Annotated in this window: 24 protein-coding genes; 4 read left to right on the forward strand and 20 right to left on the reverse strand. The window is 38.0% G+C overall.

The genetic code is table 11. The annotated features are described in order from the left end of the window. Positions 1-4 precede the first annotated feature (4 nt). Positions 5-967: an asparaginase gene (locus BTR42_RS10320; protein ID WP_013643397.1), complete on the forward strand. Its 963-nt coding sequence runs from the start codon at positions 5-7 to the stop codon at positions 965-967. A 64-nt stretch (positions 968-1,031) separates the two neighbouring features. On the opposite strand, the gene BTR42_RS10325 is transcribed toward BTR42_RS10320, so the two are convergent. From BTR42_RS10325 to BTR42_RS10380, 12 genes are all read right to left on the reverse strand, one after another. After that, positions 1,032-1,235 (reverse strand): helix-turn-helix domain-containing protein, encoded by a 204-nt coding sequence (locus tag BTR42_RS10325; RefSeq protein ID WP_012962447.1) that lies wholly within the window; start codon positions 1,233-1,235, stop codon positions 1,032-1,034. Between the two features lie 10 nt (positions 1,236-1,245). Next, positions 1,246-1,491: a hypothetical protein gene (locus BTR42_RS10330; RefSeq protein WP_061460037.1), complete on the reverse strand. Its 246-nt coding sequence runs from the start codon at positions 1,489-1,491 to the stop codon at positions 1,246-1,248. 13 nt (positions 1,492-1,504) lie between these two features. After that, a complete protein-coding gene (locus BTR42_RS10335) occupies positions 1,505-2,005 on the reverse strand; it encodes a DUF2975 domain-containing protein (RefSeq protein ID WP_077497603.1) in 501 nt (166 codons plus the stop codon). A 27-nt stretch (positions 2,006-2,032) separates the two neighbouring features. After that, a complete protein-coding gene (locus BTR42_RS10340) occupies positions 2,033-2,503 on the reverse strand; it encodes a hypothetical protein (RefSeq protein WP_077497606.1) in 471 nt (156 codons plus the stop codon). Between the two features lie 491 nt (positions 2,504-2,994). Beyond that, positions 2,995-5,010 (reverse strand): ATP-dependent DNA helicase RecG, encoded by a 2,016-nt coding sequence (gene recG, locus BTR42_RS10345; RefSeq protein WP_077497609.1) that lies wholly within the window; start codon positions 5,008-5,010, stop codon positions 2,995-2,997. Positions 5,011-5,096: 86 nt separating this feature from the next. Then, complete coding sequence (gene alr / locus BTR42_RS10350) at positions 5,097-6,203, reverse strand: alanine racemase (RefSeq protein ID WP_077497611.1); 1,107 nt, start codon at positions 6,201-6,203, stop codon at positions 5,097-5,099. A gap of 56 nt (positions 6,204-6,259) precedes the next feature. Further along, positions 6,260-6,619, reverse strand: coding sequence for a holo-ACP synthase (acpS, locus tag BTR42_RS10355; protein WP_009854878.1), 360 nt, complete (start codon positions 6,617-6,619; stop codon positions 6,260-6,262). Positions 6,620-6,739: 120 nt separating this feature from the next. Beyond that, complete coding sequence (locus tag BTR42_RS10360; RefSeq protein ID WP_009854879.1) at positions 6,740-7,795, reverse strand: 3-deoxy-7-phosphoheptulonate synthase; 1,056 nt, start codon at positions 7,793-7,795, stop codon at positions 6,740-6,742. 3 nt (positions 7,796-7,798) lie between these two features. Next, positions 7,799-8,830: a 3-deoxy-7-phosphoheptulonate synthase gene (locus BTR42_RS10365; RefSeq protein WP_009854880.1), complete on the reverse strand. Its 1,032-nt coding sequence runs from the start codon at positions 8,828-8,830 to the stop codon at positions 7,799-7,801. Positions 8,831-8,926: 96 nt separating this feature from the next. Continuing rightward, complete coding sequence (gene secA, locus BTR42_RS10370; protein ID WP_012962449.1) at positions 8,927-11,455, reverse strand: preprotein translocase subunit SecA; 2,529 nt, start codon at positions 11,453-11,455, stop codon at positions 8,927-8,929. Between the two features lie 285 nt (positions 11,456-11,740). After that, on the reverse strand, positions 11,741-12,622 hold the full coding sequence (gene scrK / locus BTR42_RS10375; protein ID WP_077497614.1) for a fructokinase ScrK: 882 nt from the start codon (positions 12,620-12,622) through the stop codon (positions 11,741-11,743). A gap of 152 nt (positions 12,623-12,774) precedes the next feature. Further along, a complete protein-coding gene (locus BTR42_RS10380; protein ID WP_077497616.1) occupies positions 12,775-14,682 on the reverse strand; it encodes a sucrose-specific PTS transporter subunit IIBC in 1,908 nt (635 codons plus the stop codon). Positions 14,683-14,880: 198 nt separating this feature from the next. Between BTR42_RS10380 and BTR42_RS10385 the strand changes: the two genes are divergently transcribed. Next, entirely contained in the window at positions 14,881-16,320 is a 1,440-nt protein-coding gene (locus tag BTR42_RS10385) for a sucrose-6-phosphate hydrolase (RefSeq protein ID WP_077497619.1), read from the forward strand. A gap of 1 nt (position 16,321) precedes the next feature. Beyond that, a complete protein-coding gene (locus BTR42_RS10390; RefSeq protein ID WP_009854885.1) occupies positions 16,322-17,284 on the forward strand; it encodes a LacI family DNA-binding transcriptional regulator in 963 nt (320 codons plus the stop codon). A gap of 105 nt (positions 17,285-17,389) precedes the next feature. On the opposite strand, the gene nusB is transcribed toward BTR42_RS10390, so the two are convergent. The 3 genes from nusB to efp form a co-directional block, all read right to left on the reverse strand. Then, positions 17,390-17,818, reverse strand: a complete 429-nt coding sequence (nusB, locus tag BTR42_RS10395; protein ID WP_077497622.1) for a transcription antitermination factor NusB — start codon at positions 17,816-17,818, stop codon at positions 17,390-17,392. Continuing rightward, complete coding sequence (locus BTR42_RS10400) at positions 17,811-18,200, reverse strand: Asp23/Gls24 family envelope stress response protein (RefSeq protein ID WP_012962452.1); 390 nt, start codon at positions 18,198-18,200, stop codon at positions 17,811-17,813. Before BTR42_RS10400 ends, nusB begins: the two co-directional genes overlap by 8 nt. Positions 18,201-18,277: 77 nt before the next feature. After that, positions 18,278-18,838, reverse strand: coding sequence for an elongation factor P (efp, locus tag BTR42_RS10405; protein WP_009854887.1), 561 nt, complete (start codon positions 18,836-18,838; stop codon positions 18,278-18,280). Between the two features lie 167 nt (positions 18,839-19,005). On the opposite strand from efp, the gene BTR42_RS10410 reads away from it, so the two are divergent. Next, entirely contained in the window at positions 19,006-19,320 is a 315-nt protein-coding gene (locus BTR42_RS10410) for a DUF2628 domain-containing protein (protein ID WP_061458054.1), read from the forward strand. A gap of 50 nt (positions 19,321-19,370) precedes the next feature. Here the strand turns inward: BTR42_RS10410 and BTR42_RS10415 are convergent, their stop codons facing one another. The 5 genes from BTR42_RS10415 to BTR42_RS10435 all read right to left on the reverse strand — a co-directional run bounded on the left by BTR42_RS10415 (position 19,371) and on the right by BTR42_RS10435 (position 23,657). Continuing rightward, entirely contained in the window at positions 19,371-20,195 is an 825-nt protein-coding gene (locus tag BTR42_RS10415; RefSeq protein ID WP_009854889.1) for a TIM44-like domain-containing protein, read from the reverse strand. A 22-nt stretch (positions 20,196-20,217) separates the two neighbouring features. Continuing rightward, entirely contained in the window at positions 20,218-20,682 is a 465-nt protein-coding gene (locus BTR42_RS10420) for a deoxycytidylate deaminase (protein ID WP_009854890.1), read from the reverse strand. Positions 20,683-20,703: 21 nt separating this feature from the next. Continuing rightward, on the reverse strand, positions 20,704-21,765 hold the full coding sequence (locus BTR42_RS10425) for a M24 family metallopeptidase (protein ID WP_039693459.1): 1,062 nt from the start codon (positions 21,763-21,765) through the stop codon (positions 20,704-20,706). 179 nt (positions 21,766-21,944) lie between these two features. Beyond that, complete coding sequence (locus BTR42_RS10430; RefSeq protein WP_009854892.1) at positions 21,945-22,289, reverse strand: superinfection immunity protein; 345 nt, start codon at positions 22,287-22,289, stop codon at positions 21,945-21,947. Positions 22,290-22,484: 195 nt separating this feature from the next. Then, the gene (locus BTR42_RS10435; RefSeq protein ID WP_231873054.1) at positions 22,485-23,657 is read right to left on the reverse strand and encodes a PASTA domain-containing protein; all 1,173 of its coding nucleotides are present in this window, start codon (positions 23,655-23,657) and stop codon (positions 22,485-22,487) included. Positions 23,658-23,849: the final 192 nt, after the last annotated feature.

Consider the following 23,849-nt stretch of genomic DNA (forward strand, 5'->3'; position numbering starts at 1 on the left):
AATAATGAAAAAAATCCTTGTTCTGCATACTGGTGGTACCATTTCTATGCACGCTGATGAAGCAGGTAATGTCCGCCCAGATACTGATAATCCAATGAATCATGTTGGGGTTAATCTTGAAAACATTCAAGTGACGGCACTTGATTTTTTTAATGTTCCAAGCCCGCACATTACACCTAAACATATGCTAAAACTCTACCAAGAGATTAAGAAAAACGCTGATAATTATGACGGCATTGTCATCACTCATGGCACAGATACCCTAGAGGAAACGGCTTATTTTCTTGATACAATGGAAATTCCCAATATTCCTATTGTCCTAACGGGTGCTATGCGCTCATCAAACGAGCTTGGTAGTGACGGTGTTTATAATTATCTTAGTGCCCTTCGTGTGGCTAGTCATGACCAAGCTATCGGAAAAGGTGTTCTCGTTGTCATGAACGATGAGATTCACGCAGCCAAATACGTCACAAAAACGCATACTACTAACGTTTCAACCTTTCAAACACCAATCCACGGTCCACTTGGTCTGATTACAAAACATGACATTCTTTTCTTTAGAACGACCGACCCACGTGTCCGTTTTGATTTGCAGGATATTTCAGGAACGGTTCCTATTGTAAAAGCTTACGCTGGTATGGGAGGAGACGGCATTATCAGTTTCCTAAATCCTAGCAATGTCTGTGGCGTTGTTGTCGAAGCCCTTGGCGCTGGAAATGTGCCACCACGCGCAGCTCAAGAAATCGTTGATTTAATCAAACAAGGTGTACCTGTTGTTCTCGTTTCACGTTGTTTCAACGGAATCGCCGAGCCAGTTTATGCTTATGAAGGTGGCGGTGTCCAACTCGCCAAAGCTGGTGTCATGTTTGTCAAAGAACTCAACGCCCAAAAAGCACGCTTGAAATTGCTCATTGCCTTAAACGCTGGCTTAAAAGGACAAGCCCTCAAAGAATACATTGAAGGTTAATTAATACAAAAAAATCTGAAACATTGATTCTGCCAAACTGACAGACAGTGTCTCAGATTTTTTATTAATCAGGAATATATTCTAAAATGTCCCCAGGCTGGCAACCCAATTCACGGCAAATGGCATTTAAAGTCGTTAACCGAACAGCTTTAGCCTTTCCTGTTTTAAGAATAGAGAGATTAGCATTCGTAATCCCAATACGTTCCGCCAATTCCCCAGATTTCATTTTCCGCTTTGCCAGCTCAACATCAAGATTAATTCGAATCATATGCTTCCTCCTAATCATCATCCTTAATTACTGTTTTAGAAAATGGTGTCTGATGTACTTGAATAAAATTCTCTAAAGATTGTTCGTCACTATCACTATTATCAGATATTACATCATTAATTTTTTCATTTTCATCTTCAAAGTTAACATATCCATAGGTCGTAATAAATTCATTATTTCCCACATACTGAACCATTGTAAAAATTCCTAAAGTTGCAAGAACTGCTAAAATAATATTTTTAACTTTCTTACTCATGAGTATTCCTTTCTTAAATCGTAAATTCATTTTCTTCAGCAATCACAACAGCTTTTTCAAGAAGTTTAGCAAAAACCCAAATCAAAAGTGCCGCAAAAACAAATGTTAAATTGATAAATCCCGAACCATTAACCGCTAATACTGCCTCAGCTCCACCATCAAAAGAAGCTAATAGCAAGAATAGACTCGCACGTTTAGCTAATGTAACATTTTCTTTAATAAAGATTTGCTCATTAATCAAATTCTTTAAAAATTTTCGAATTGTTCCTAAGATTAAAATCATCATAATCATACTGTAAGCCATAGTTAAGAAACTACTTATTGCAACTGAGCCACTTATAAATGTAAAGCTCCAGCCATTACCAAATTCATGCACTTTAAATGGAGAGTTATCTTTTAACACAAAAACTACAAGCCCACCAAGAACAAGTGCTATCATTCCCAAGATATTCACTCCATATAAGAAATTTACAAAGTTCAAAATCCATTTAAATTTTTTTGTATCGTTTTTCATGATATTCTCCTTAAATCGTATCCTTTTTTATTGTGCTAAGTGGCGTGTGCGGAAGTATTTAACTGCCAAAGTAGCTAGTAGAATGTAGCCACAGATTGAAAAGTCAAAGATAATGTTTGCTTGGTTGAGAGATGTTGACAAGATATTTTGAAGCAATGATACAACAAATGTGTAGATAGTAGCACGTTTCAAGAAAAGATATGTTTTGTCAGTTAAAACTTCTTTGATTGTGAATTCTGAAATAAATGCTTTTAATTTTGCAAGACCATAGATGATAGCGCTGTTTGTTAGAATGGTTAAAGCAGTCACCAACCATGTGTTCGTTTCCTTACCGATTGACCAATCAATGACACCATAATGACCAACGTGGACAGTATCATAACCGTAAATATGTGAAACCAAATCAGCAATAATAGTTAAAGCTAGAACAATAGTTGTAAGATTGATAGCGACTTTAGCGACTGTTTTTGTAATGTTTTCGATAGTTTTTGTGTTCATGATAAATCTCCTAAAAATGGTTTTCTTGGATTTGTTGTGAGCTCAGTTTTTAAATCCGTTTTACAATATGTAATTATTCTTTTTCGAAAATCTTTTATTGTTTTTCGATATATTTAGTATATCACAATTTTTATGTTTTGCAACACTTTTTTATTGATTTTCGATATTTTTTTGCAAGATTCCACCTTTTTTGAGCTAAAAATTAACTCTAAAAACACCCAAAAAGCTCAGCCACCGTCAGCTGAGCTCGATATTTTCTATGGTCTTATGTGTCTTATCATGGGATTTTACCCTACTGCCATAGCGTTTTATCAAAAAAGAGTACTCTTTTTTCAGCTTACTTTCCGTAAGCTGGTTTCACATGAATTTTTTTAGCAAAATACTTTTTGTAGGTTACTTTTACTGTCATAAGCTTTACCTCTCGTTTCATTTGATAGGGTCATTATAAGAAGCAAAGCTTAACCTATCCTTGCAGAAAACTTTCATAAACCTTAATCAAAAGTTCCTTTGTCTTTGAGATTTTGGCTAACAATTTGCCATTGTGGATTGTTTTGCCAATCTTTTTCGGAAACAATCTGACTTGCAACGCGTCTAGCTTCCTCGAGAATATTGTAATCTTCGACAATATCTGCCACTTGGAATTCTGGAATTCCTGATTGGCGTGTGCCGAAAATCTCACCTGAACCACGCATCTTAAGGTCGGCTTCTGCTAAAACAAAACCATCCGTTGTTTCTGTCATGATTTTCATGCGCTCTTTTCCTGTTTGTGTTTTGGGATTGGCAACTAAAATAGCATAAGATTGTTTATCTCCACGCCCAACTCGTCCACGAAGCTGATGCAACTGGCTAAGCCCAAATCGGTCAGCATCCATAATAATCATAATGGTCGCATTTGGGACATTAACACCAACTTCAATGACAGTTGTCGATACCAAAACCTGACTTTTTTGTGCCTTGAAATCTTGCATGATAGCTTCTTTTTCGTCATTTTTCATGCGACCATGCATGAGCGCTACGGTTGCACTATCCGCAAAATAGGCTGACAATTCCTCGTGCAAGGCAACAGCATTTTTCAAATCAAGTGATTCAGATTCTTCAATTAAAGGTGAAATCACATAGGCTTGTGCCCCTTTTTGCAATTCTTTTTTGACCCAATCAAGCACAACTTCCAACTGTTCATGTTTAACCCAACGCGTGATAATCGGTTTGCGTCCTGCAGGCAATTCATCAATAATCGAAACGTCCATTTCACCAAATGCCGTAATAGCAAGTGTCCGTGGAATTGGTGTCGCGGTCATCATGAGCACATCTGGATTTTCGCCCTTTTCACGGAAAACACGACGTTGATTGACACCAAAACGGTGTTGTTCATCAGTAATGACAAGCCCCAAGCGGTGGTAAGTTACCGCATCTTGAATCAGCGCATGCGTACCAACAATCATATCTACCGAACCATCCGCAATCGCCGAAAGTGCCGCTTGTTTGGCTGCTGTTTTCATCCCTGATGTTAAAATTGCAATGGACAAAGCTGGAAAAAGCTGGGTCAAACTTTCAAAATGCTGCTCCGCCAAAATTTCCGTTGGCACCATCAAAGCTGATTGAAAACCTGCCGTATAAGTAGCATACATGGCAAGACTAGCCACAACCGTCTTACCAGATCCGACATCTCCTTGCAAGAGACGATTCATATGACCACCAGAACGCATATCCACCAAAATATCATCAAGACTCCGCCTTTGACCACCCGTTAAGGTAAATGGCAGAGCTGCAATCTTATCAGCAACTTTTTGCTCATCATAAGCAATCGCCAAACCATTAGCTTCTGATTTATTGTCTGCCTTTAAAGCTTGCAAATTCATTTGGAAATAGAACAGTTCTTCAAATTTTATCCGACGAAGTGCTTGTTTATACTCTGCTAAATCTTTCGGAAAGTGCATAGCAGCCGTTGCTTGAGCACGCCCTAACAAACGATACTTGTCCAAAAGTAGCTGCGGTAAATTTTCAGGCAACCAATTCTGAGCACCAATTTCAAAAGCTGATTTGATAGCTTTGACCAGTGCATTTTGTGAAATACCTTGAGCAACACGGTAAACTGGCTGCATATCATCTTCAACTTGCGCTAAAATTTTCATACCAGTCACCGCTGATTTCAGGGCATCCCATTTTCCAAAAATCGCGATATCGCTGCCAAGCTCGACTTTATCAGCTAAATAAGGCTGGTTAAAAAAAGAAATCGCAATAACCGCTTCGCCCTGCTTGATTTTAAACGACAGACGATTACGCTTATAACCATAATATTGCACATTTGCAGGTGTCACAACCGTTCCCGTAATGACAGCTTTTTCTCCATCAGCAAGCTCTGAAACACGCTTGCTCTTAAAATCTTCATATCGAAAAGGATAGTACAGCAGTAAATCTTCAATGGTATAAATATCTAACTTATAAAATTTTTCCGCCGACTTAGCCCCTATTCCTTTTAATTCCACAATTGATGATTGTAAATTCATATGACCTCACTTTGCTACTATTATAACAAAAAATAGATTCTAAATCGCCGCAAGTTTCTTACAGCAAGATAGAATCTTTTTATCATTTATTTTGAATAAACACGTGGAATACGGTCACTCAATAGACAAAGAACTTCGTAATTGATTGTGCCACGTTTTTGAGCCAAATCTGTCGCTGAAATAACCTTATCGCCCTCTTGACCAATCAAAGTAACTTTCGTTCCGATTGGAAGTTTTTCTGGCAAGCGAATGGTAATTTGATCCATTGACACACGTCCAACGATTTCACAAAATTCACCATTCACAAGCACTGAAAAACCTTGTAAATCACGTGTCCAACCGTCTGCGTAACCAATTGGAACAGTCGCGATATATTCCTCTTTTTGAGCAGTATAGGTCGCACCGTAGCCAACCGTTGCACCAGCAGGAATCGTCTTAACATGAACCAATGACGATTCCAAACTAAGCGCTGGTTTAAGCGGATAAGGCAAATCAAGCTCTGTTCCACTTGGATTCAATCCATACATGACAATCCCAAGTCGAACAAGGTTAAAAATGGTTTCACTATGCCAAATACTTGTTGCTGAATTACTAGCATGGACAATGGCAGGCTTGTCACTCAAATTGTTAACCAAATTCGTAAAGAATTCCAACTGTTCATTGAATTTCGTATCGTCAGCTTCGTCTGCTGTTGCAAAATGCGTAAAGATACCTGCAACGTTAGCGCCAGCTTTTTTCAAATTCGCAATCACATTTTCTGCTTCATCAAGACTGCGCACACCGATTCGCCCCATACCAGAATCCACTTTCAAGTGAACGTCCAAACCAGCTAAGCTAATACCTTGTTCATTTGCCAAATCAAGCCATTCTTGACTAGCAACTGTCAAAGTAACATGGTAATCACGCGCCAAAGCCACCTCATCAGGCATAATAACACCTAAAATAAGGATTGTTTCCTCAATACCCTCTTCACGTAATTCCAAAGCTTCATCAATATTTGACACACAGAATCCATCCACAAGATGATGAATAGCTTGCGCTACGTTTGTGGCACCATGTCCATAAGCATTAGCTTTAACAACTGCAAAAGCTTTTTTATCTTGTGGTATATTGGCTTTAACCGCATCAATATTTTGACAAATGGCATCTAAATCAATGACTGCCTTTGTTGGTCTGTGTAAACTTGAAATCATTTTATCTCCTCCAAAGCTAGAAAATTTTTTGAATGTTTTTGTTTCAGTTTCATTGTTCAGCTATTATCTTCTAAAATAACACTAGCTTGAACAAGGTTTCCTGTATGAGAAAGTGAAATAAAGCACTTCCCTGAGAAAGGTGACCGGGTAATCACAGGCGCACCTAATTGGTTGTTTAAAATTTCAATATCCTTAAAACCAAGTGTTCCAATTCCAGTCCCCATTGCCTTTGCAAAGGCTTCTTTTGCCGCCCAGCGTCCCGCCAAAAACTCCATCTGTCGTTTCGTGCTTTTTTGCTCCGAAAAGCATTGGAATTCTTTGTCCGTCAACACTCGCTTAGCAAATCTGTTATTTTTCTCATAGGCTCGCTTGATTGCATCAATTTCCTGCAAATCAATGCCGTGACCAATAATCATACGTCTCCTTTATGAAAAACGATTTTTTACCAATTCAAACGTTTTATCAGCTTAACCGCTTAATGATTTCCAAAACTAAGGAGCTGAGAAAATTCCCCAGCCCCATAGGTTATTCAATTATTAGAATAGCAATTCTTCAAAAGAATCATGACTTAGTGTGGCATGAATTTCACGAATAAGTTGTTCTGTTTTTTCCCAGCCAAGACATGGGTCTGTAATAGATTTACCAAATACTTCTGGTGCGTCTTGACGACCATCTTCTAAGTAAGATTCAATCATGAAACCACGAACGTACTTATTAATCTTATCATTCCAATCACGATTAATCAATGTTTGACGAACGATACGAATTTGTTCAAGGTAATTTTTCCCTGAATTATCATGATTTGTATCAACAACGATAAATGGATTTTCTAAGCCCATTTTCTCATAAAGCTCAATAGCTTTCAACAAATCATCATAGTAATAATTCGGTTCATTTTCGCCATGTTCATTCGTTGCTCCACGAAGAATCGCGTGTGCCAATGGATTTCCGTCAGTATCAACCTCAGCGTTATGATAAATAAAGTTTTGTTTATTTTGTGCGGCATAAATACCGTTAAACATAACGTTCAAGTTACCTGATGTCGGATTTTTCATACCTGTCGGAACATCAATACCTGATGCCACAAAACGATGTTCTTGATCCTCAACAGAACGTGCACCAATAGCATGATAAGAAACCAAGTCATCTACCAATGGAAGATTTGCTGGATAAAGCATCTCATCTGCTGTTGTTAAGCCAGTTTCTGTGATAACACGATAGTGAAGATGACGAACCGCAGCAATACCATTGATAAGGTCAGGCAATTTTGAGGTATCAGGTTGATGCATCAATCCTTTGTAACCATCACCATTTGTACGTGGTTTCGCTGTATAAACACGCATAACGATAAAGATTTTGTCTTTAACTTCCTCTTGAAGTTTCGCTAAGCGGTTAGCGTATTCAAGAACAGCCTCTTCATTATCAGATGAACAAGGACCGATAACCAAAAGGATACGATTGTCCTCACCTGTGATGATTTTTGCCAATTCTGCATCACGCGCAGCTTTCTTAGCAAGAAAATCACCTTCTAATTTTGAAAGTTCTTTTACTTGTGCAATATCAATTTTTGCACTTTTTTGATGTATTCCCATAGATTATTTACCTAATGTGTCATAAATTTCGTGAACAAGTTGTGCTGTATTTTCCCAACCAAGACATGGGTCTGTAATAGATTTACCAAATACTTCTGGTGCGTCTTGACGACCATCTTCTAAGTAAGATTCAATCATGAAACCACGAACATATTTGTTAATTTTTTCATTCCAATCGCGGTTAATCAATGTTTGACGGACGATACGAACTTGTTCTAAATACTGTTTACCTGAATTATCATGGTTTGTATCAATAACGATAAATGGATTTTCTAAGCCCATTTTTTCATATTGCTCAATCGTATCAATAACATTGTCATAATAATAATTTGGTACATTTTTACCATACTCATTAGTTGCACCACGAAGGATTGCGTGTGCTAATGGGTTACCTGACGTTTCAACTTCTTCGCCGTTAAATAGGAAAGATTGCTTGTTTTGCGCAGCATAAATACCATTAAACATAACATTTAAGTTACCTGATGTTGGGTTTTTCATTCCCGTTGGAACGCTGATACCTGATGCCACAAAACGGTGCTGTTGGTCCTCAACAGAACGCGCACCAATAGCAATATAAGAAACTAAGTCATCTACCAATGGAAGATTTTCAGGATAAAGCATTTCATCTGCTGTTGTCAATCCTGTCTCTGAAATAACGCGATAATGAAGGTTACGTACAGCCTTGATACCATTAATCAAGCTTGGTGCTTCTGACGTATCAGGTTGGTGCATCAAGCCTTTGTAGCCATCACCATTTGTACGTGGTTTTGCTGTATAGACACGCATAACCATAAAGACACGATCTTTAACTTCTTCTTGAAGTTTTGCCAAACGGTGTGCATATTCAAGAACTGCCTCTTCATTATCAGATGAGCAAGGACCGATGACCAAAAGAACACGGTCATCTTCACCCTTAATAATAGCTTCTAGTTCACGATCACGTGCTTCTTTTTTAGCTAAAACGTCACCTGTTAAGGCAGATTCTTCCTTGAGAGCATCGAAATTAATCTTTTTACTTGTTGCTTTAAATGACATGAATTTTCCTCTCCTGAATAGAAACTTTAGATTTTTTCTATTATACCATTTTCAGGCGGGTTTTCAATTGATTTTTCAGAATTTTCTATCGACTTTTTAAAATTGTTTACGACCGTGGCAATTTTTGAATTTTTTACCAGAGCCACAAGGACACAAGTCATTGCGTTTAACTTTAGAAAAATCAATATCGCTGTCAGCTTGAGCACGAACAGTTTGCGCAGCAATATTCTTTTCTGCCATTGTTGTTGCACGTTGTGATGAATGTTCACGTTCTTTTTGGTGAATTTGAGCTTTCATCATTGTACGTGTGACATCAAATTCAATCGCTCCAATCATTGCTTGGAACATACGGAAACCTTCAGCTTGGTATTCAACAACAGGGTTATTTTGGGCATAACCACGCAAACCAACTGATTGACGCAATTGATCAAGAGCATCGATATGGTCAGTCCATTTGTTGTCAACAACCATCAAAATCAAAACTTTTTGGAATTCGATAACAGCTTCTTGGTTTTGTAATTTAGCAATTTGTGCATCGTAAACTTTCAAAGCACGTTCGTACAAGTTTTCTTTGATTGCTTCAAAGTCTAAATCTTCTAAATCAGACAAGCTGATTGAATCTTCAGCAACCAAATTTGCTTTGGCAAAGTTCAAGATTGCTTGGATACCTTCTTCGCGGTCTGCACGACTGTGAGCATCAACGGCACGATTGATTGTGCGTTTAATCATAGCTTTGATTTCAGGAGCCAAGTCACGGTCTGCTGTGATAACATCACGACGTTCTTCGTAAATAATTTCACGTTGTTCACGCATTACGTCATCATATTGCAAGACTTGTTTACGAGTATCGTAGTTATTACCTTCAACACGTTTTTGAGCTGATTCAACTTGACGTGTCAACATTTTAGATTTAATGACAGCTTCTTCTTCCTCAAGGTTCATGCGGTCAAGAAATGCCTTGATACGGTCTGAACCAAAACGACGCATCAAATCGTCTTCAAGTGAAAGGTAAAATTGTGATTCACCTGGGTCACCTTGACGACCTGAACGACCACGAAGCTGATTATCAATACGACGGCTTTCGTGACGTTCTGTACCAATGACACAAAGCCCACCAAGTTCACGAACACCTTCACCAAGTTTAATATCGGTACCACGACCAGCCATGTTTGTCGCAATCGTAACAGCGCCACGTTGACCAGCATTCATGATAATTTGTGCTTCTTTGAAGTGATTTTTCGCATTCAAAACTTCGTGTGGCACGCCAGCTTCAACCAATTTCTTAGAAATAAGGTCTGATGTTTCCACCGCAACAGTACCAACCAAGACTGGTTGACCTTTTTCATGACGAGCCTTAACATCTGCAACAACAGCTCTAAATTTAGAGTCAAGTGTTGGATATAGAAGGTCTGAATGGTCAATACGTGCCACAGGTTTGTTTGTTGGGATTGGAATGACGCGCATATTGTAAACTTCGCGGAATTCGTCCTCTTCTGTTTTTGCAGTACCTGTCATACCAGCCAATTTTTTGTACATACGGAACATATTTTGGTAAGTAATTGAGGCACTTGTTTTAGATTCTTCTTGGATAGGCACGCCCTCTTTGGCTTCGATAGCTTGGTGCAAACCATCAGAGAAACGACGTCCTTCCATTGTACGACCTGTAAATTGGTCAACAATCAAGATTTCTCCCATTTGACTAACCACATAATCAATATCTAAAAGCATGATGTAGTTAGCACGAAGGGCATTATCAATGTAGTGCGTTAGAGCAACATTTTCCAAGTCATAAAGATTTTCCAAGTGGAAGTATTCTTCTGCTTTATCAATACCATAATCAGTCAAACCGATTGTTTTTGTAGGTACATCAATAGCGTAATCAACACTTGTCAATGTTTTTACAAAGCGATCCGCACGAATGTAAAGTTGGCTTGTTTCTGAACTTACTTGACCTGAAACAATCAATGGCGTTCTTGCTTCATCAATCAAGACAGAGTCAACTTCATCGACCAATGCAAAGTTTAATGGACGTTGTACCATGTCTTCTTGACGAACAACCATGTTGTCACGAAGATAGTCAAAACCAACTTCTGAGTTTGTTGAATAGGTTACGTCACAATTGTATGCTTCGCGCTTTTCATATGGTGATTTAGCTGCCAAGTTGATACCAACAGACAATCCAAGCCAGCTGTAAACTTCACCCATTTCAGTAGCGTCACGTGTTGCGAGGTATTCATTAACTGTGATAACGTGCACCCCTTCGCCAGCAAGGGCGTTAAGGTAAACAGGCATTGTCGCTGTCAATGTTTTACCTTCACCAGTACGCATTTCAGGAACGTCACCATTGTGCATAACAATACCACCCATGATTTGAACACGGTATGGATAAAGTCCTAACACACGTTTTGCTGCTTCGCGGACAACCGCAAAGGCTTCTGGTAACAATTGATCTAATGTTTCACCATTTTGATATCTTTGTTTAAATTCTGGTGTTTTTGCTTGCAAGTCTTCGTCAGACAAAGCTGCCATAGCGTCAGCATATGACTCAACTTTCTTTGCAATCTTTTCTAATTTTCTTAATTCACCTTTATCGTTTTCGATAACAGTCCGTAGAATATTTGCCATCCCAATTCCTTTCGATAAACTTATCATCACATTTTAACACAAAAAGCGCTCTAATTCAAGAATTCACCGTTGAAGCGATGAGCTCGCAAGATTAAAATGAGTAATTCTTATCTAAATTTAATGATTCCTATTTTCAGAGTTTTAACCCGCTACGATTATACCCTTTTTTTGCCCTAACAACAAGAAAACACCTTAAATCAACGTCGCAAGATTTCAGATGAAAAAAGATTGAAGAAAGCCCTACTGGATTTCCCCAATCTAAATGGTTTATTATGACATTAATAATTAGCGTTCTGATACTTTTTTAGCTAAAGCAAAGTTACCAAGAGTAGCAGAACCATTTTCGGCAACACCAGGTGTTACAATATATTCTGTTACATCTGGAACTGGTACATAACCGTTCAACAAAGCAGTAAATTTATCACGAACGCGTTTCAACATGTGTTCTTGAGCCATAACACCACCACCAAAGACAATAACTTGTGGGCGGTAAAGAAGAGTGGCTTGAACAGCAACTTGTGCGATATAGTAAGCTTGAACGTCCCAAACTTCTGAGTTCAACTCAATCAATTCACCACGAATGCCTGTACGACCTTCTAGTGATGGTCCTGCTGCCATACCTTCTAGACAACCTTTGTGGAAAGGACAGAAACCAGTGTAGTTGTTTGCAACGTCTTGTGGATGTGGAGCCACATAAACGTGACCAGCTTCTGTATGACCGATACCACCGATAAATTCACCGTTTTGAATTGCACCAGCACCGATACCTGTACCGATTGTGTAATAAACAAGGCTCTTAACACCTTTACGAACAATTGTTTCACCATAAGCAGAGCTGTTAACATCTGTTGTGAAATAAATTGGCACTTTAAAGTGTTTTGAAATCAATCCAACCAAGTCAACGTTAGCCCAATGTGGTTTTGGAGTTGTTGTGATATATCCATAAGTTTCTGAATTTTCATCAATATCGATTGGACCAAAAGAACCAATAGCAATCCCTGCCAAATCAGCTTCGAAACGTTTAAAGAATGCTACTGTTTTGTCAATTGTTTCATAAGGTGTTGTTGTTGGAAATTGCACTTTTTCAACAACTTGGAAATTTTCATCTCCAACTGCACAAACAAATTTTGTACCACCTGCTTCTACACTACCGTATAATTTAGTCATTTTTTCTCCCTCAATTGCTAATTTTATACTAAATATTATACACAAAAGAAAGCGATAACGCAAGAACAAAAATAGCTCAAACCCTTGTAAAATCAACCTTTGCCCCATATAAAAAGAGGTGAATATTCACCTCTTAAAATATACATATATACTTATTTAAGTTCAAGTAAATCTGCACCTTCTGCAACCGTACCTTCAGCTACTGGAGTTACTTCTGAATAGTCGGCAGTATTTGTCACAATAATCATTGTTGTATCATCAAGACCTGCCGCTGCAATAGCTGCAGTATCAAATGTTCCAAGAACATCGCCTTTTTTAACTTTTTGATTAGCAGTAACTTTTTGTGCAAATCCTTCACCATTCATTGATACTGTGTCGATACCAATATGGATAAGAACTTCAGCACCATTGTCAGATTTAAGACCATAAGCATGACCAGTTTCAAAAGCGATTTGAACTGTACCGTCAACTGGAGAGTAAACTGTATTTCCGCTTGGTTTTACAGCGATACCCTTACCCATAGCTTCTGATGAGAATACTGGGTCATTTACTGATGTAAGAGCAACTGTTTCACCAGCAAGTGGGCTAACAATTGTTTCAGCAGAAACACCAGTTTGAGCTGGTTCAGCAACAACTTCTGCTTCTTTAGCAGCTGGAGCAGCTTCTTCAGTAACTTCTTCTTCGTCTTCATAACCAAACATGTAAGTCAAGACAAATGCAAGAGCAGTTGTAGCAAGAACCATAATGATGTATTTAAGCACTTGACCATTGAGGTAAAGAAGTGTACCTGGAATAATTGTGATACCGAAACCTGTACCAGCAAGGTTAAAGATTGAAGCTAACCAACCACCAGCAGCACCAGCGACAAGACCTAAGATAAATGGTTTACCAAAACGAAGGTTTACCCCGAAGATAGCAGGTTCAGTAATACCAAGTCCTGCAGAAAGAGCAGCTGGGAATGCCAAAGCTTTAAGTTTAGCAGATTTTGTTTTAACACCAACAGCAAGAGTTGCACCAGCTTGGGCAGTCATAGCGGCAGTGATAATTGCGTTGAATGGATCTTTACCGTCAGCAGCAATCAATTGTGATTCAAGCAAGTTAAAGATGTGGTGAACACCTGTAACCACGACAACTTGGTGAAGTCCACCAATGATAAGACCAGAAAGTCCAAATGGTAAGTTAAGCAAGAATTTAGTACCAGCAAGAACGTAATTTTCAACGCTGTGGAATACTGGACCAATGACAAAGAGTGCCAAGACTGACATTACTAAGAAAGTCAAGAACGGAACAACCAAAAGGTCAAGAACATCTGGAACTTTTTTGTGCAACCATTTTTCTAACTTAGCACCAATCAAACCAACAAAGAATGCTGGAAGCACTGAGTTTTGGTAACCAACAACTGGAATGAAACCAAAGAAGTAAAGAGGTGAATCAGTTCCAGAAGCAACATTCCAAGCATTTGGAAGTGACGTATTAACCATCATAAGACCAAGAACAAGACCTACGATTGGACTTCCACCAAATACATTAAAGGCTGACCAACAAATCAACGCTGGGAAGAAAGCGAATGCTGTATCTGTCAATACAACAGTGTAAGTGTAAAAGTTTGAAGATGAGAAAGCTTCTGATGTTGTTCCAAAGAGTCCTAGAATTGTATCATTATTGATTGCTCCACGGATACCCATGAACAAACCAGTTGCTACGATAGCTGGAAGCAACGGTACAAAAACGTCACCGAATGAACGAATAGCACGTTGGAACCAGTTTCCTTGTTTAGCTGCTTCTGCTTTTTGTTCATCTTTTGATGCAGTTGGCAAGCCAAGAGCAACAACTTCGTCATACATCTTATTAACAAGACCTGTACCAAAAATAATTTGGTATTGACCTGAGTTGAAGAAAGCTCCTTGAACTTTATCTAGATTTTCAATTTTGTTTTTGTCGATTTTTTCTTCATCAACAACCATAACACGTAAACGCGTTGCACAGTGCGCGACACTACGCACGTTTTCGCGCCCACCTAAAGCAGCGACAACTTCTTTTGCAATCTGTGCGTTATCCATTACAAAAACTCCTTTTATAATTTTCTTTAGTGAATCTTTTGTGAAAGCGTTTCACTTGACTACATTTACATTCTAACACATTTTAGAAATATGTCAAGCGTTTATCATATTTTTTTGTTTTTTGCGGAAAATAATTGATTTTTAGGCAGAAAACGTTTACTATATTAGTTGTAGATAGATTAACAAAAGGAGAAAAATATGAATTTACCTCAAGAAGTGCGATACCGTGCTTATGCTGATTGGAGCACAGACGAGATTGCAAAAATCAACGACAATGTCAAACAATCCCCTTGGCATGCCAGCTATCATATTGAGCCCAAAACTGGGTTGTTGAACGACCCTAATGGTTTTTCTTTTTTTAATGGAAAATACACACTCTTCTATCAAAACTGGCCATTTGGAGCTGCTCATGGTTTGAAAGAATGGGTTCATACCGAATCAGATGACTTGGTTCATTTCCATGAAACTGGGGCTGAGCTTCGTCCTGATACAAAACACGATAGTCACGGGGCTTATTCTGGTTCTGCCTATGAAATTGATGGCAAACTTTTCTTATTCTATACAGGAAATGTTCGTGATGAAAACTGGGTACGTGACCCGCTTCAAATTGGGGCTTGGATGGATAAAGATTATAACATTACAAAATGTGAAGATGTTCTTATTCACCAACCTAGCGATGTTACTGAACACTTCCGTGACCCACAAATTTTTAATTACAAAGGTCAATTCTACGCAATCGTCGGTGCTCAAAGCCTTGATAAATCAGGCTTCGTTAAGCTTTATAAAGCCGTTGATAACAATGTTGAAAACTGGGAAGAAGTTGGCAATCTTGACTTTGGCGGTACCGGTTCAGAGTACATGATTGAGTGTCCAAACCTTGTTTTTGTAGATGAAAAACCTGTGCTACTTTACTGCCCACAAGGTCTTGATAAATCAGAACTTAATTACGGCAACATTTACCCAAATACTTATAAAGTATGTCAAGCGTTTGACACAGCAAATGCAAAATTGGTTGGAGCTTCAGAAATTCAAAACCTTGATTATGGATTTGAAGCCTATGCCACTCAAGGATTTAACGCTCCTGATGGACGTACTTTGATTGTCAGTTGGATTGGACTCCCTGACGTTGACTACCCAACGGATAAATACGATTATCAAGGCGCAATGAGCCTTGTCAAAGAACTTTCTATCAAAGATGGAAAACTCTATCAATACCCAGTTGAAGCTATCACGTCACTTCGTGCTGAATCTGAAAATTTTGCAGCAAAAGCTGAAACAAACAATACTTACGAGCTTGAATTACAATTCCCAGCTAACCAAAAATCTGAAATTCTTCTTTTCGCTGACGGCAAAGGCAACGGACTCAGCTTGACTGTCGATACTAAAGACGGTAAAATTATCCTTGACCGCAGTAAAGCCGGTGTTCAATACGCTACGGAATTTGGCACAACTCGCGAATGTTCGATTGACCCTAAAGAAACAAGTGCCAATATTTTTGTAGATAATTCGATCATTGAAATCTTTATTAATAAAGGAGAAAAAGTATTTACCAGCCGTGTGTTCCCTGAAGAAGGACAAAATGGTATTCAAATCAAATCAGGTGAGCCAACTGGAACATACTTTGAATTAAAATACTAATATGGTAGCAAAACTAACAGATGTCGCTGAATTAGCTGGTGTTAGCCCAACAACCGTTTCACGCGTTATTAATAATAAAGGCTATTTGTCAGAAAAGACAAAACAAAAAGTCCAAGAGGCTATGAAAACGCTAGGTTATAAACCTAACAATCTGGCTCGTGGACTTCAAGGAAAATCTGCTCAGCTTATCGGACTTATTTTCCCAAATATTAGCAATATCTTCTATTCTGAACTTATCGAATATCTTGAAATCGAATTGTTCAAGCATGGTTATAAAACTATCATTTGCAACAGTCAAAACGACCCTGCCAAGGAACGTGAATACCTTGAAATGCTCGAAGCTAACCAAGTTGACGGTATCATCTCTTCTAGCCATAACCTCGGTATTGACGATTATGAACGCGTTGGCGCACCTATTATCGCTTTTGATAGAAATTTAGCTCCTAATGTCCCAATTATTTCTTCTGATAACTTCGAAGGTGGAAAATTAGCTGCTAGAACACTCCAGAAAAATGGCTGTGAAAACATCATCATGATTACAGGGAATGACAACACCGATTCGCCGACGGGCTTACGTGCACTTGGTTTTTCTTTCCAAATTCCAGACGGCAAGATTTTCAAAGTTCCTAATAACTTATCGACGATTCGCCGTGAAATGGAAATCAAGTCAATCATCGCAAGCAATAAACCTGACGGCATCTTTGTTTCAGATGACTTAACAGCTATTCTTACGATGAAAATCGCGCACCAGCTTGAGTTAAATATTCCTGAAGATTTGAAGATTATCGGTTATGATGGGACATCATTTATTGAGAATTTTTTCCCACAATTGACAACTATTCGACAACCGATTGATGAAATTGCAAGCCTAATCGTGGATGTTCTGTTAAAGAAAATCAAAGGCGAAAAGACAAGCAAAGATTACATTTTACCAATATCACTTCTACCTGGCGGAAGTATTTAGACATGAAAACACCAACTATCACAAAAATAGTTGGTGTTTTTCTATTTAGATAACCGACTGTTGCTACTTAAAAAGAGCGAAAGCTTCTAACTTTCGCTCTTTTTATTATTCTACGACAAATTGGCTCAACAAGCCATTGACAAATTTTGCTGAAGTGTCATCTGAATACTTTTTAGCAATTTCTATGATTTCATTTACCGCTACACGTCCTGGAGTTTCTTCGAAATATTTGATTTCGTAAAGCCCCAAGCGAAGCAAGGTTCTGTCAGTTAATGTCAAACGTTCTAATGACCAGCCTGACTTCAAATGTGTTTCAATTTGTTGGTCGATTTCAGATTGGAAATCTTGTACGCCTTTAACAAGATTTAAAAGAAAGACAGGAACATCAATTGTATCGTCTTCCTCGATTGTCTTGTCATAAGTGTAAGCAAATTGTACGGCTGCTAAATATTCTCCACCAAATTCTAGGCTAAAGAGCGCTTGGAAAGCACGTTCACGAAGGTCTCGTCTCGAATTTGTAAAATTATTAGTCATCCAAGAAATCCTCATCAAACAATGCTTTCAAATCTGGTTTTGGTGTTTTTTCAGGAACGATACCTTCAACGTGAATATTAACAGATGAAATCGTTACTTCTGCCATATCGTAAACAGCTGCTTTAACAGCTTGTTGGATTGCGATTGAGACAGCAGGAACATTAACACCGTATTGAAGATAAACGTAAATATCTGCATTAACTGTGCCGTCTTCTTCTGTTTGAAGGTAAACACCTTTACCTAAAACTGTTTTGCTGAAACTGTCTGTCATAGCTTTATTACGAAGTGAATGAACGCCATCGACTTTTGTTGCAGCAATACCTGTGATAACTTCTAGTACTCGTGGTGAAATAACAATATCACCGATATTTTCAGTTGTCATAAGCATTCCTTTCTAATTAAAATATAAGGATAAAAGCAAAGAGAGCGGTGCCCTCTCTACCCGCTCTACTAGCAAGCTTAGGCACGTGATACGTAAGTACCTTCTTGCGTATTAATCACCAATTTTTGACCGATTTCGATGAAGTCTGGTACGTTGACAACAAGACCTGTTTCAAGAGTTGCAGGTTTACCTGAACCAGTAACAGTAGCCCCTTTGATTGATGGTTGAGTGTCAGTAACTGTCAATTCAACTGTTGTAGGAACAGTCACACCGATAACTTCTGTACCGTAGAATTGGATTTTAACTTCAGAGTTTTCAAGGATGTAAAGCAATTCTTGTTCTACGTTAACAACTGGAATTTCATATTGTTCGTAGCTTTCAGTATCCATGAAGTATGCTGTGTCATCCATTTTGTAAAGGTATTGTGCAGCACGTGTTTCGATGATTGCTTGTTCAAATTTTTCTTCTGGACGATAAGTAGTATCAAAAGTTGAACCAGTACGTACATCACGAAGTTTCATACGCATAACAGTGTTACCTTTACCTGGTTTGTGGTGACTTGCTTCGAGAACTTTGATGAGTTTTCCATCAGATGTTACGAAAGTCATACCTGCTCTAAGCTTACTTGCTTCAATCATTTATTAATTACCTCTTATAAATTATTTATCACTTCATTCTACCATAAAATACGCTATGGCTCAAATGTTTTTAATCTTTGAAAAGGCATTACTACATCTTTCTTGTTAAAGAAAATTAATTCTGCTAAAATGAATTATCAACTATTTATTTTAAGGGAGATTTATGGATGACAGCAAGACTTGAAAATACAAGCGGTCAAATCAAGGAAGTCAAAGTTGGCTTTAGCTGGACAACACTTTTCTTTTTCTTCTTTGTGCCACTGTTTCGCAAGGATTGGAAATGGCTGGGAATTATGATTGGCTCAATCATTGCAGGTTTGATGTTAACAACGATTCTCAATATTGATGCTAACGTCAGTCTTGGTCTTAACATTGCCTTTGCCGTCTTATATAATAATTGTTATATCAATGATTTGCTAGCAAAAGGTTGGATGCCTGCTTCAGAAGTTGATGAAAAAATTTTAAATGATAAATTAAAATGAAAAATTTATTTTTTGTATTTTAAAGCGCACCCAGATGAGTGCGCTTTTAGTTATCCTTTGCTAAAAAATTTCGTTTTTTTCAAATAAAATTCATCTTCGTCCACTACTTCATAGGTGTTTAATTTCCAATGTTGGTAAGGATTTGAATCAGAAACATCATCTTCTTCATAAATGAATTCCATATTGTAAACAGTATAGAGGTGTTCTGTTGGGTCACCTTGAATTAATTCGCCCGTGTCATCGTTTCTGATGTAATCACACATGTACGATGACAAAATCACTTTAACCACATCATGGTCATCTGACATCTTAAACGATTTGATGATAGCTCGGTCAACACAAACTCTATCCAAATGATTGGTTGTGTGATTATCAATGTACTCTTGCAACTGCATATTATGCTGACGGAAAAGGCTCTCTGTTTCTAAATGCCGAACGCGTTCCCAATCTTTGTCCATCCACGCATTTTGCAATTCTAAATATAATTCTTTCGTGTATGAAATAAAATCGTATTCGTCAAAATCTGGATGAACCAATTTGATAGCTTCAATGGCTTTTTCGTCATTTTCAGGCTCTACTTTCCCATCATTGCCTGTTTTCTTAAACGCGTAGAGCATGACAAGCAAAAATACAGCACCGAATAAATCACCGTCTCCACTAGATGTTGACGTGCTACTGCTCGAACTTGAACCACTGGAGAAACCACTCGAAAATCCGCCTGAAGAACCATCAAAAGAGCCAGAACCTCCGTCACCGCCAGTCGTGACACTACCACCACTTTCAGTATTGCCAACCCCTGCATAAACTGGTTGAGAGAGATTAAAGAATAAAACTAGAATCCCTAATATTGCAAGAATGATTCCCTTATTTTTCATAAATCATTTTCCCTAAACTTCACTAATCTTCCGATTCATCCATTCCCAATTTAACTTCTGGAACGTCATGTTGAACATATTCAACGCCTTTTTGTTCCATTAATTCGATAGCAAATGGATGCATGCGATAAGCAGTCTTATAAGTAATTTTTTTAATTCCCGCTTGAAGCAGCGCCTTGGTACAGTTGATACAAGGAAAATGTGTGACGTAAATTTCTGTACCTTTGGTTGAAATGCCTTCCTTAGCACACTGAATGAGCGCATTCATTTCAGCATGAACGGTGCGGATACAATGTCCGTCCTCCATTTTATGCCCAACTTCATTACAATTGTCAGTTTCTGACACACCACCGTTGTAACCAGTTGCGATGATGCGATTATCTTTCACCAAAACAGCACCAACAAAAGCACGATCACAAGTCGAACGCTTGGAAATCAGCTCCGCGTTTGCCATAAAATAATCTTGCCAAGAAAGTCTATCAGTCATCGTTTTCCTCCTTATCTAACTCTACAACACAATCAATTCTTTTGGTGCTAAGGTTAAGACTTCGCAGCCATTTTCTGTCACAACCAAATCATCTTCGATACGGACACCATATTTGTTATCAAGGTAAATTCCTGGTTCATCCGTAATAGTCATACCAACTTCAACCAACTCATCTGAGTTGCCAAAGAACGGAATTTCATGAATATCAAGCCCAATGCCGTGTCCAATGCCGTGCGTGAATTGCTCAGCATATCCCGCTTTTGCAATCACATCACGCGCCAATTTATCGTAATCACGGCGTGTCATTCCTGCTTTGACCGAATCAATCACCGCTTGATTAGCACGTAAAACCACGTCATAAATTTCACGCTCTTCATCAGTCGTCTCACCGATATGAATGGTACGTGTCATATCGCTGACATAATGGTCGTAGTAGCAACCAAAATCAAGCGTCAACGTTTCACCAGATTGGATGACTTTCTCACTGGCTACGCCGTGAGGCATGGCAGAGCGGTAACCAGAAGCTGCAATGGTTTCAAAAGACACACCAGAGGCGCCATATTCTCGCATACGAAAATCAAGAAAATTAGCCACTTGCAGTTCAGTCGTCTGACCAGCTTTGATAAAATCAAGCACATCCGTAAATGCGCGGTCAGAAATCGAACAAGCCTTACGAATCGTCGCAATTTCAGAAGCATCTTTAATCATGCGCAATTCTTCCATAAAATTCGTCATAGCTACCAAATCATAACCTGCAAACACACCCTGCAAAGTCTGATAATAAGCAAAAGATACTTGGCTGTCAAAACCAATTTTTTTTAGATTATCCGCCTGAATTACCTTAACAATTTCTTGGAGAGCATCTCTACTTTCAATGATGTCAAATCCTTGAACAGACTGTTTAGCAATCAAGGTATAACGAGCATCCGTCACAAACAACCGACGACTTTTAGAAATAAAAACAGTCGCTGACGTTCCCCAGAACCCTGTCAAATAATAAATATTATTTTGACCAGTCACCAAAAACGCATCAACCTCTGATTGATTCAACTTAGCCTCAAATCGCTCAACTCTCGCTAGCATACAACTCTCCTTAGTAGGTATTTTAAATTTATTATACCAAAAAAACACCAACACAATCGTATTCTACCGACTTTTTCCAAAAAAGCTTAAGTGGTGAAAAAAAGTTGATAAAAAACACCCCGAAAACCAGATTTCAATCAGCTTTCAGAGTGTATTTTTTATTATCGAAAGTGAATAATTTAATAGCGATCTCTTAAAATATCAAGTAATTCTTCCTCATGTTCACGCCGACGTTGACTGTTATTAGACGATACTGCCCAAACCATGAGTAATATCCAACCTAGTCCTGTAAAACTAGTAAAGAAACATAAAATAAAGATAATAATCTTCACACTCGTTTTACAAATAAGCGCTGGCAAAATATACAATGCTGTCATCGCAGAGGTCGCCAGAATGTATAGTACAATATAAATTGGTTCAATGTAACCAAATGTTGGTAACGAGCCCGTCCCCAAGATAAAATATAGTCCTATAAGTCCCTGTTCACATAACCACATAAATAAAAACATAAAAACATTAAGCATACTGTTCTCTCCTGTATATCAAATAATGACACGTTTTTTTTAGGTTTATCAGTCACTAATTCCATTTTATTATCACAATTTGGTGACTTTAAACCATGAATTTCTTTTCTAAATTCATTTCATCAACTGAACAACCCTTACACTAGTTTTCTTCTTGTTCTTCATCAGCTGCTAGGTAAAGTACCACGTTATCACTTAGTGTATTACCATAATATGGTGTCTGAGCAGTGACAGTTGCTGTTGAAGACGTGAGCTTACTTGTACATAACCCGTAGAAGAATTTGGGTCGGCTTGATAAACCGTAATATGTGAACTTGACACACCTAGAGCCGTCAAGGCAGCAATAGCTTCTGAATAAGTATAGCCTGTCAGATTTGGCATTGCTACTGTGCTTTCTACGGCTACTTTAAAAACAATTTTGTCATCACCACCTACTTTAAAGGTCTCACCTTGGCTTGGTGATTGACTGATAATCAAACCTTCTTTATAATCTGATGTTGAAATCTCTTCAATTTTAATTTGCGATTCTGAAATACTGTAATTATTGACTAAATCTTTAACAGCTATTTTATAATCTTGCCCTGTATAATCTTTTATCTTAAATCCTGATGAATCTTTGGAGGCACGACTTCCAATCGATGACGATGACGTTACTTTTTTCGAAGAACTTGCTGAAACAGAATTTTTTATTTTACTAGATGACTTAGATGATACTTTCTGAGAAGAACTAGCTTGCTTACTTCTAGTATTCGATTGTTTTTTGGTATCACTAGTTGTTGAAGTTACCGAACCTTTGTGAACGGTAGTCGTACTGGTAGATGATGTTGATTCGGTAGCATATTTTTGTTTATAACTTTTATAAACCGTTACTAAAATAATAACAGCTACTAATGTCAATATTCCTAGAACTATCGTCGCTAGGGTATTGGTACTACTCTTTTTCTTCTTATTAGACTTTTTTCCCTTACCTTTGTCTGGTTTCTTAGCTAACTCTTGTTCTTTAACCACCTTTTCTTGCTCAGCTAGCTCAGCAGCTTTTCTACGTGCTTCCTTTTCGGCATAATAGCGATCACGTTTAGCTTCTTCTTCGTTTAAGAGAGCTTGAAGAGCATTGCGGCTAAGAGTATCTGAAGTTTGCGCTAAAGTCATACGCAGTTGAAAAATACGGTCATCCATTTCTTTCTCAAACTGAAGTGTGTTCTGTTCGCGAAGTAACTCTTCTTGATAACGTAATTTTTCGTTATTTAAACGTTCTTGTTCCAAAATATTTTGATTCTGGAGTTGCTCAACTTGATTAATCCTCTGATTACGATCATTTTCAAGCAATTTCTCCATTTCCTGTTGTTTTTCATAATCTTCTTGATTCATAATTGCTCCTATTCAATACACTATACAGATGATATTTTTAATAATTTTGCCAATATTTTTATTTCCATATTAATCACAATTAGAAAGGCTTGGCGCCTAAGTCAAGCCTTGTTATAGTTAGTATAACAAGCGTTTTGTCAAGTGTTTCAAGTGAGATTATTCAATATTTTTATTAATAAATTTACTTTTTAC

The organism is Streptococcus gallolyticus subsp. gallolyticus DSM 16831 (assembly GCF_002000985.1).
Classification (GTDB): domain Bacteria; phylum Bacillota; class Bacilli; order Lactobacillales; family Streptococcaceae; genus Streptococcus; species Streptococcus gallolyticus.

Excerpts from the sequence above, each read along its gene's own strand:
- BTR42_RS10320 (WP_013643397.1), top strand. The coding sequence starts at position 5 with ATGAAAAAAATCCTTGTTCTGCATACTGGTGGTACCATTTCTATGCAC.
- BTR42_RS10325 (WP_012962447.1), bottom strand. The coding sequence starts at position 1,235 with ATGATTCGAATTAATCTTGATGTTGAGCTGGCAAAGCGGAAAATGAAA.
- BTR42_RS10330 (WP_061460037.1), bottom strand. The coding sequence starts at position 1,491 with ATGAGTAAGAAAGTTAAAAATATTATTTTAGCAGTTCTTGCAACTTTA.
- BTR42_RS10335 (WP_077497603.1), bottom strand. The coding sequence starts at position 2,005 with ATGAAAAACGATACAAAAAAATTTAAATGGATTTTGAACTTTGTAAAT.
- BTR42_RS10340 (WP_077497606.1), bottom strand. The coding sequence starts at position 2,503 with ATGAACACAAAAACTATCGAAAACATTACAAAAACAGTCGCTAAAGTC.
- recG (WP_077497609.1), bottom strand. The coding sequence starts at position 5,010 with ATGAATTTACAATCATCAATTGTGGAATTAAAAGGAATAGGGGCTAAG.
- alr (WP_077497611.1), bottom strand. The coding sequence starts at position 6,203 with ATGATTTCAAGTTTACACAGACCAACAAAGGCAGTCATTGATTTAGAT.
- acpS (WP_009854878.1), bottom strand. The coding sequence starts at position 6,619 with ATGATTATTGGTCACGGCATTGATTTGCAGGAAATTGATGCAATCAAG.
- BTR42_RS10360 (WP_009854879.1), bottom strand. The coding sequence starts at position 7,795 with ATGGGAATACATCAAAAAAGTGCAAAAATTGATATTGCACAAGTAAAA.
- BTR42_RS10365 (WP_009854880.1), bottom strand. The coding sequence starts at position 8,830 with ATGTCATTTAAAGCAACAAGTAAAAAGATTAATTTCGATGCTCTCAAG.
- secA (WP_012962449.1), bottom strand. The coding sequence starts at position 11,455 with ATGGCAAATATTCTACGGACTGTTATCGAAAACGATAAAGGTGAATTA.
- scrK (WP_077497614.1), bottom strand. The coding sequence starts at position 12,622 with ATGACTAAATTATACGGTAGTGTAGAAGCAGGTGGTACAAAATTTGTT.
- BTR42_RS10380 (WP_077497616.1), bottom strand. The coding sequence starts at position 14,682 with ATGGATAACGCACAGATTGCAAAAGAAGTTGTCGCTGCTTTAGGTGGG.
- BTR42_RS10385 (WP_077497619.1), top strand. The coding sequence starts at position 14,881 with ATGAATTTACCTCAAGAAGTGCGATACCGTGCTTATGCTGATTGGAGC.
- BTR42_RS10390 (WP_009854885.1), top strand. The coding sequence starts at position 16,322 with ATGGTAGCAAAACTAACAGATGTCGCTGAATTAGCTGGTGTTAGCCCA.
- nusB (WP_077497622.1), bottom strand. The coding sequence starts at position 17,818 with ATGACTAATAATTTTACAAATTCGAGACGAGACCTTCGTGAACGTGCT.
- BTR42_RS10400 (WP_012962452.1), bottom strand. The coding sequence starts at position 18,200 with ATGACAACTGAAAATATCGGTGATATTGTTATTTCACCACGAGTACTA.
- efp (WP_009854887.1), bottom strand. The coding sequence starts at position 18,838 with ATGATTGAAGCAAGTAAGCTTAGAGCAGGTATGACTTTCGTAACATCT.
- BTR42_RS10410 (WP_061458054.1), top strand. The coding sequence starts at position 19,006 with ATGACAGCAAGACTTGAAAATACAAGCGGTCAAATCAAGGAAGTCAAA.
- BTR42_RS10415 (WP_009854889.1), bottom strand. The coding sequence starts at position 20,195 with ATGAAAAATAAGGGAATCATTCTTGCAATATTAGGGATTCTAGTTTTA.
- BTR42_RS10420 (WP_009854890.1), bottom strand. The coding sequence starts at position 20,682 with ATGACTGATAGACTTTCTTGGCAAGATTATTTTATGGCAAACGCGGAG.
- BTR42_RS10425 (WP_039693459.1), bottom strand. The coding sequence starts at position 21,765 with ATGCTAGCGAGAGTTGAGCGATTTGAGGCTAAGTTGAATCAATCAGAG.
- BTR42_RS10430 (WP_009854892.1), bottom strand. The coding sequence starts at position 22,289 with ATGCTTAATGTTTTTATGTTTTTATTTATGTGGTTATGTGAACAGGGA.
- BTR42_RS10435 (WP_231873054.1), bottom strand. The coding sequence starts at position 23,657 with ATGAATCAAGAAGATTATGAAAAACAACAGGAAATGGAGAAATTGCTT.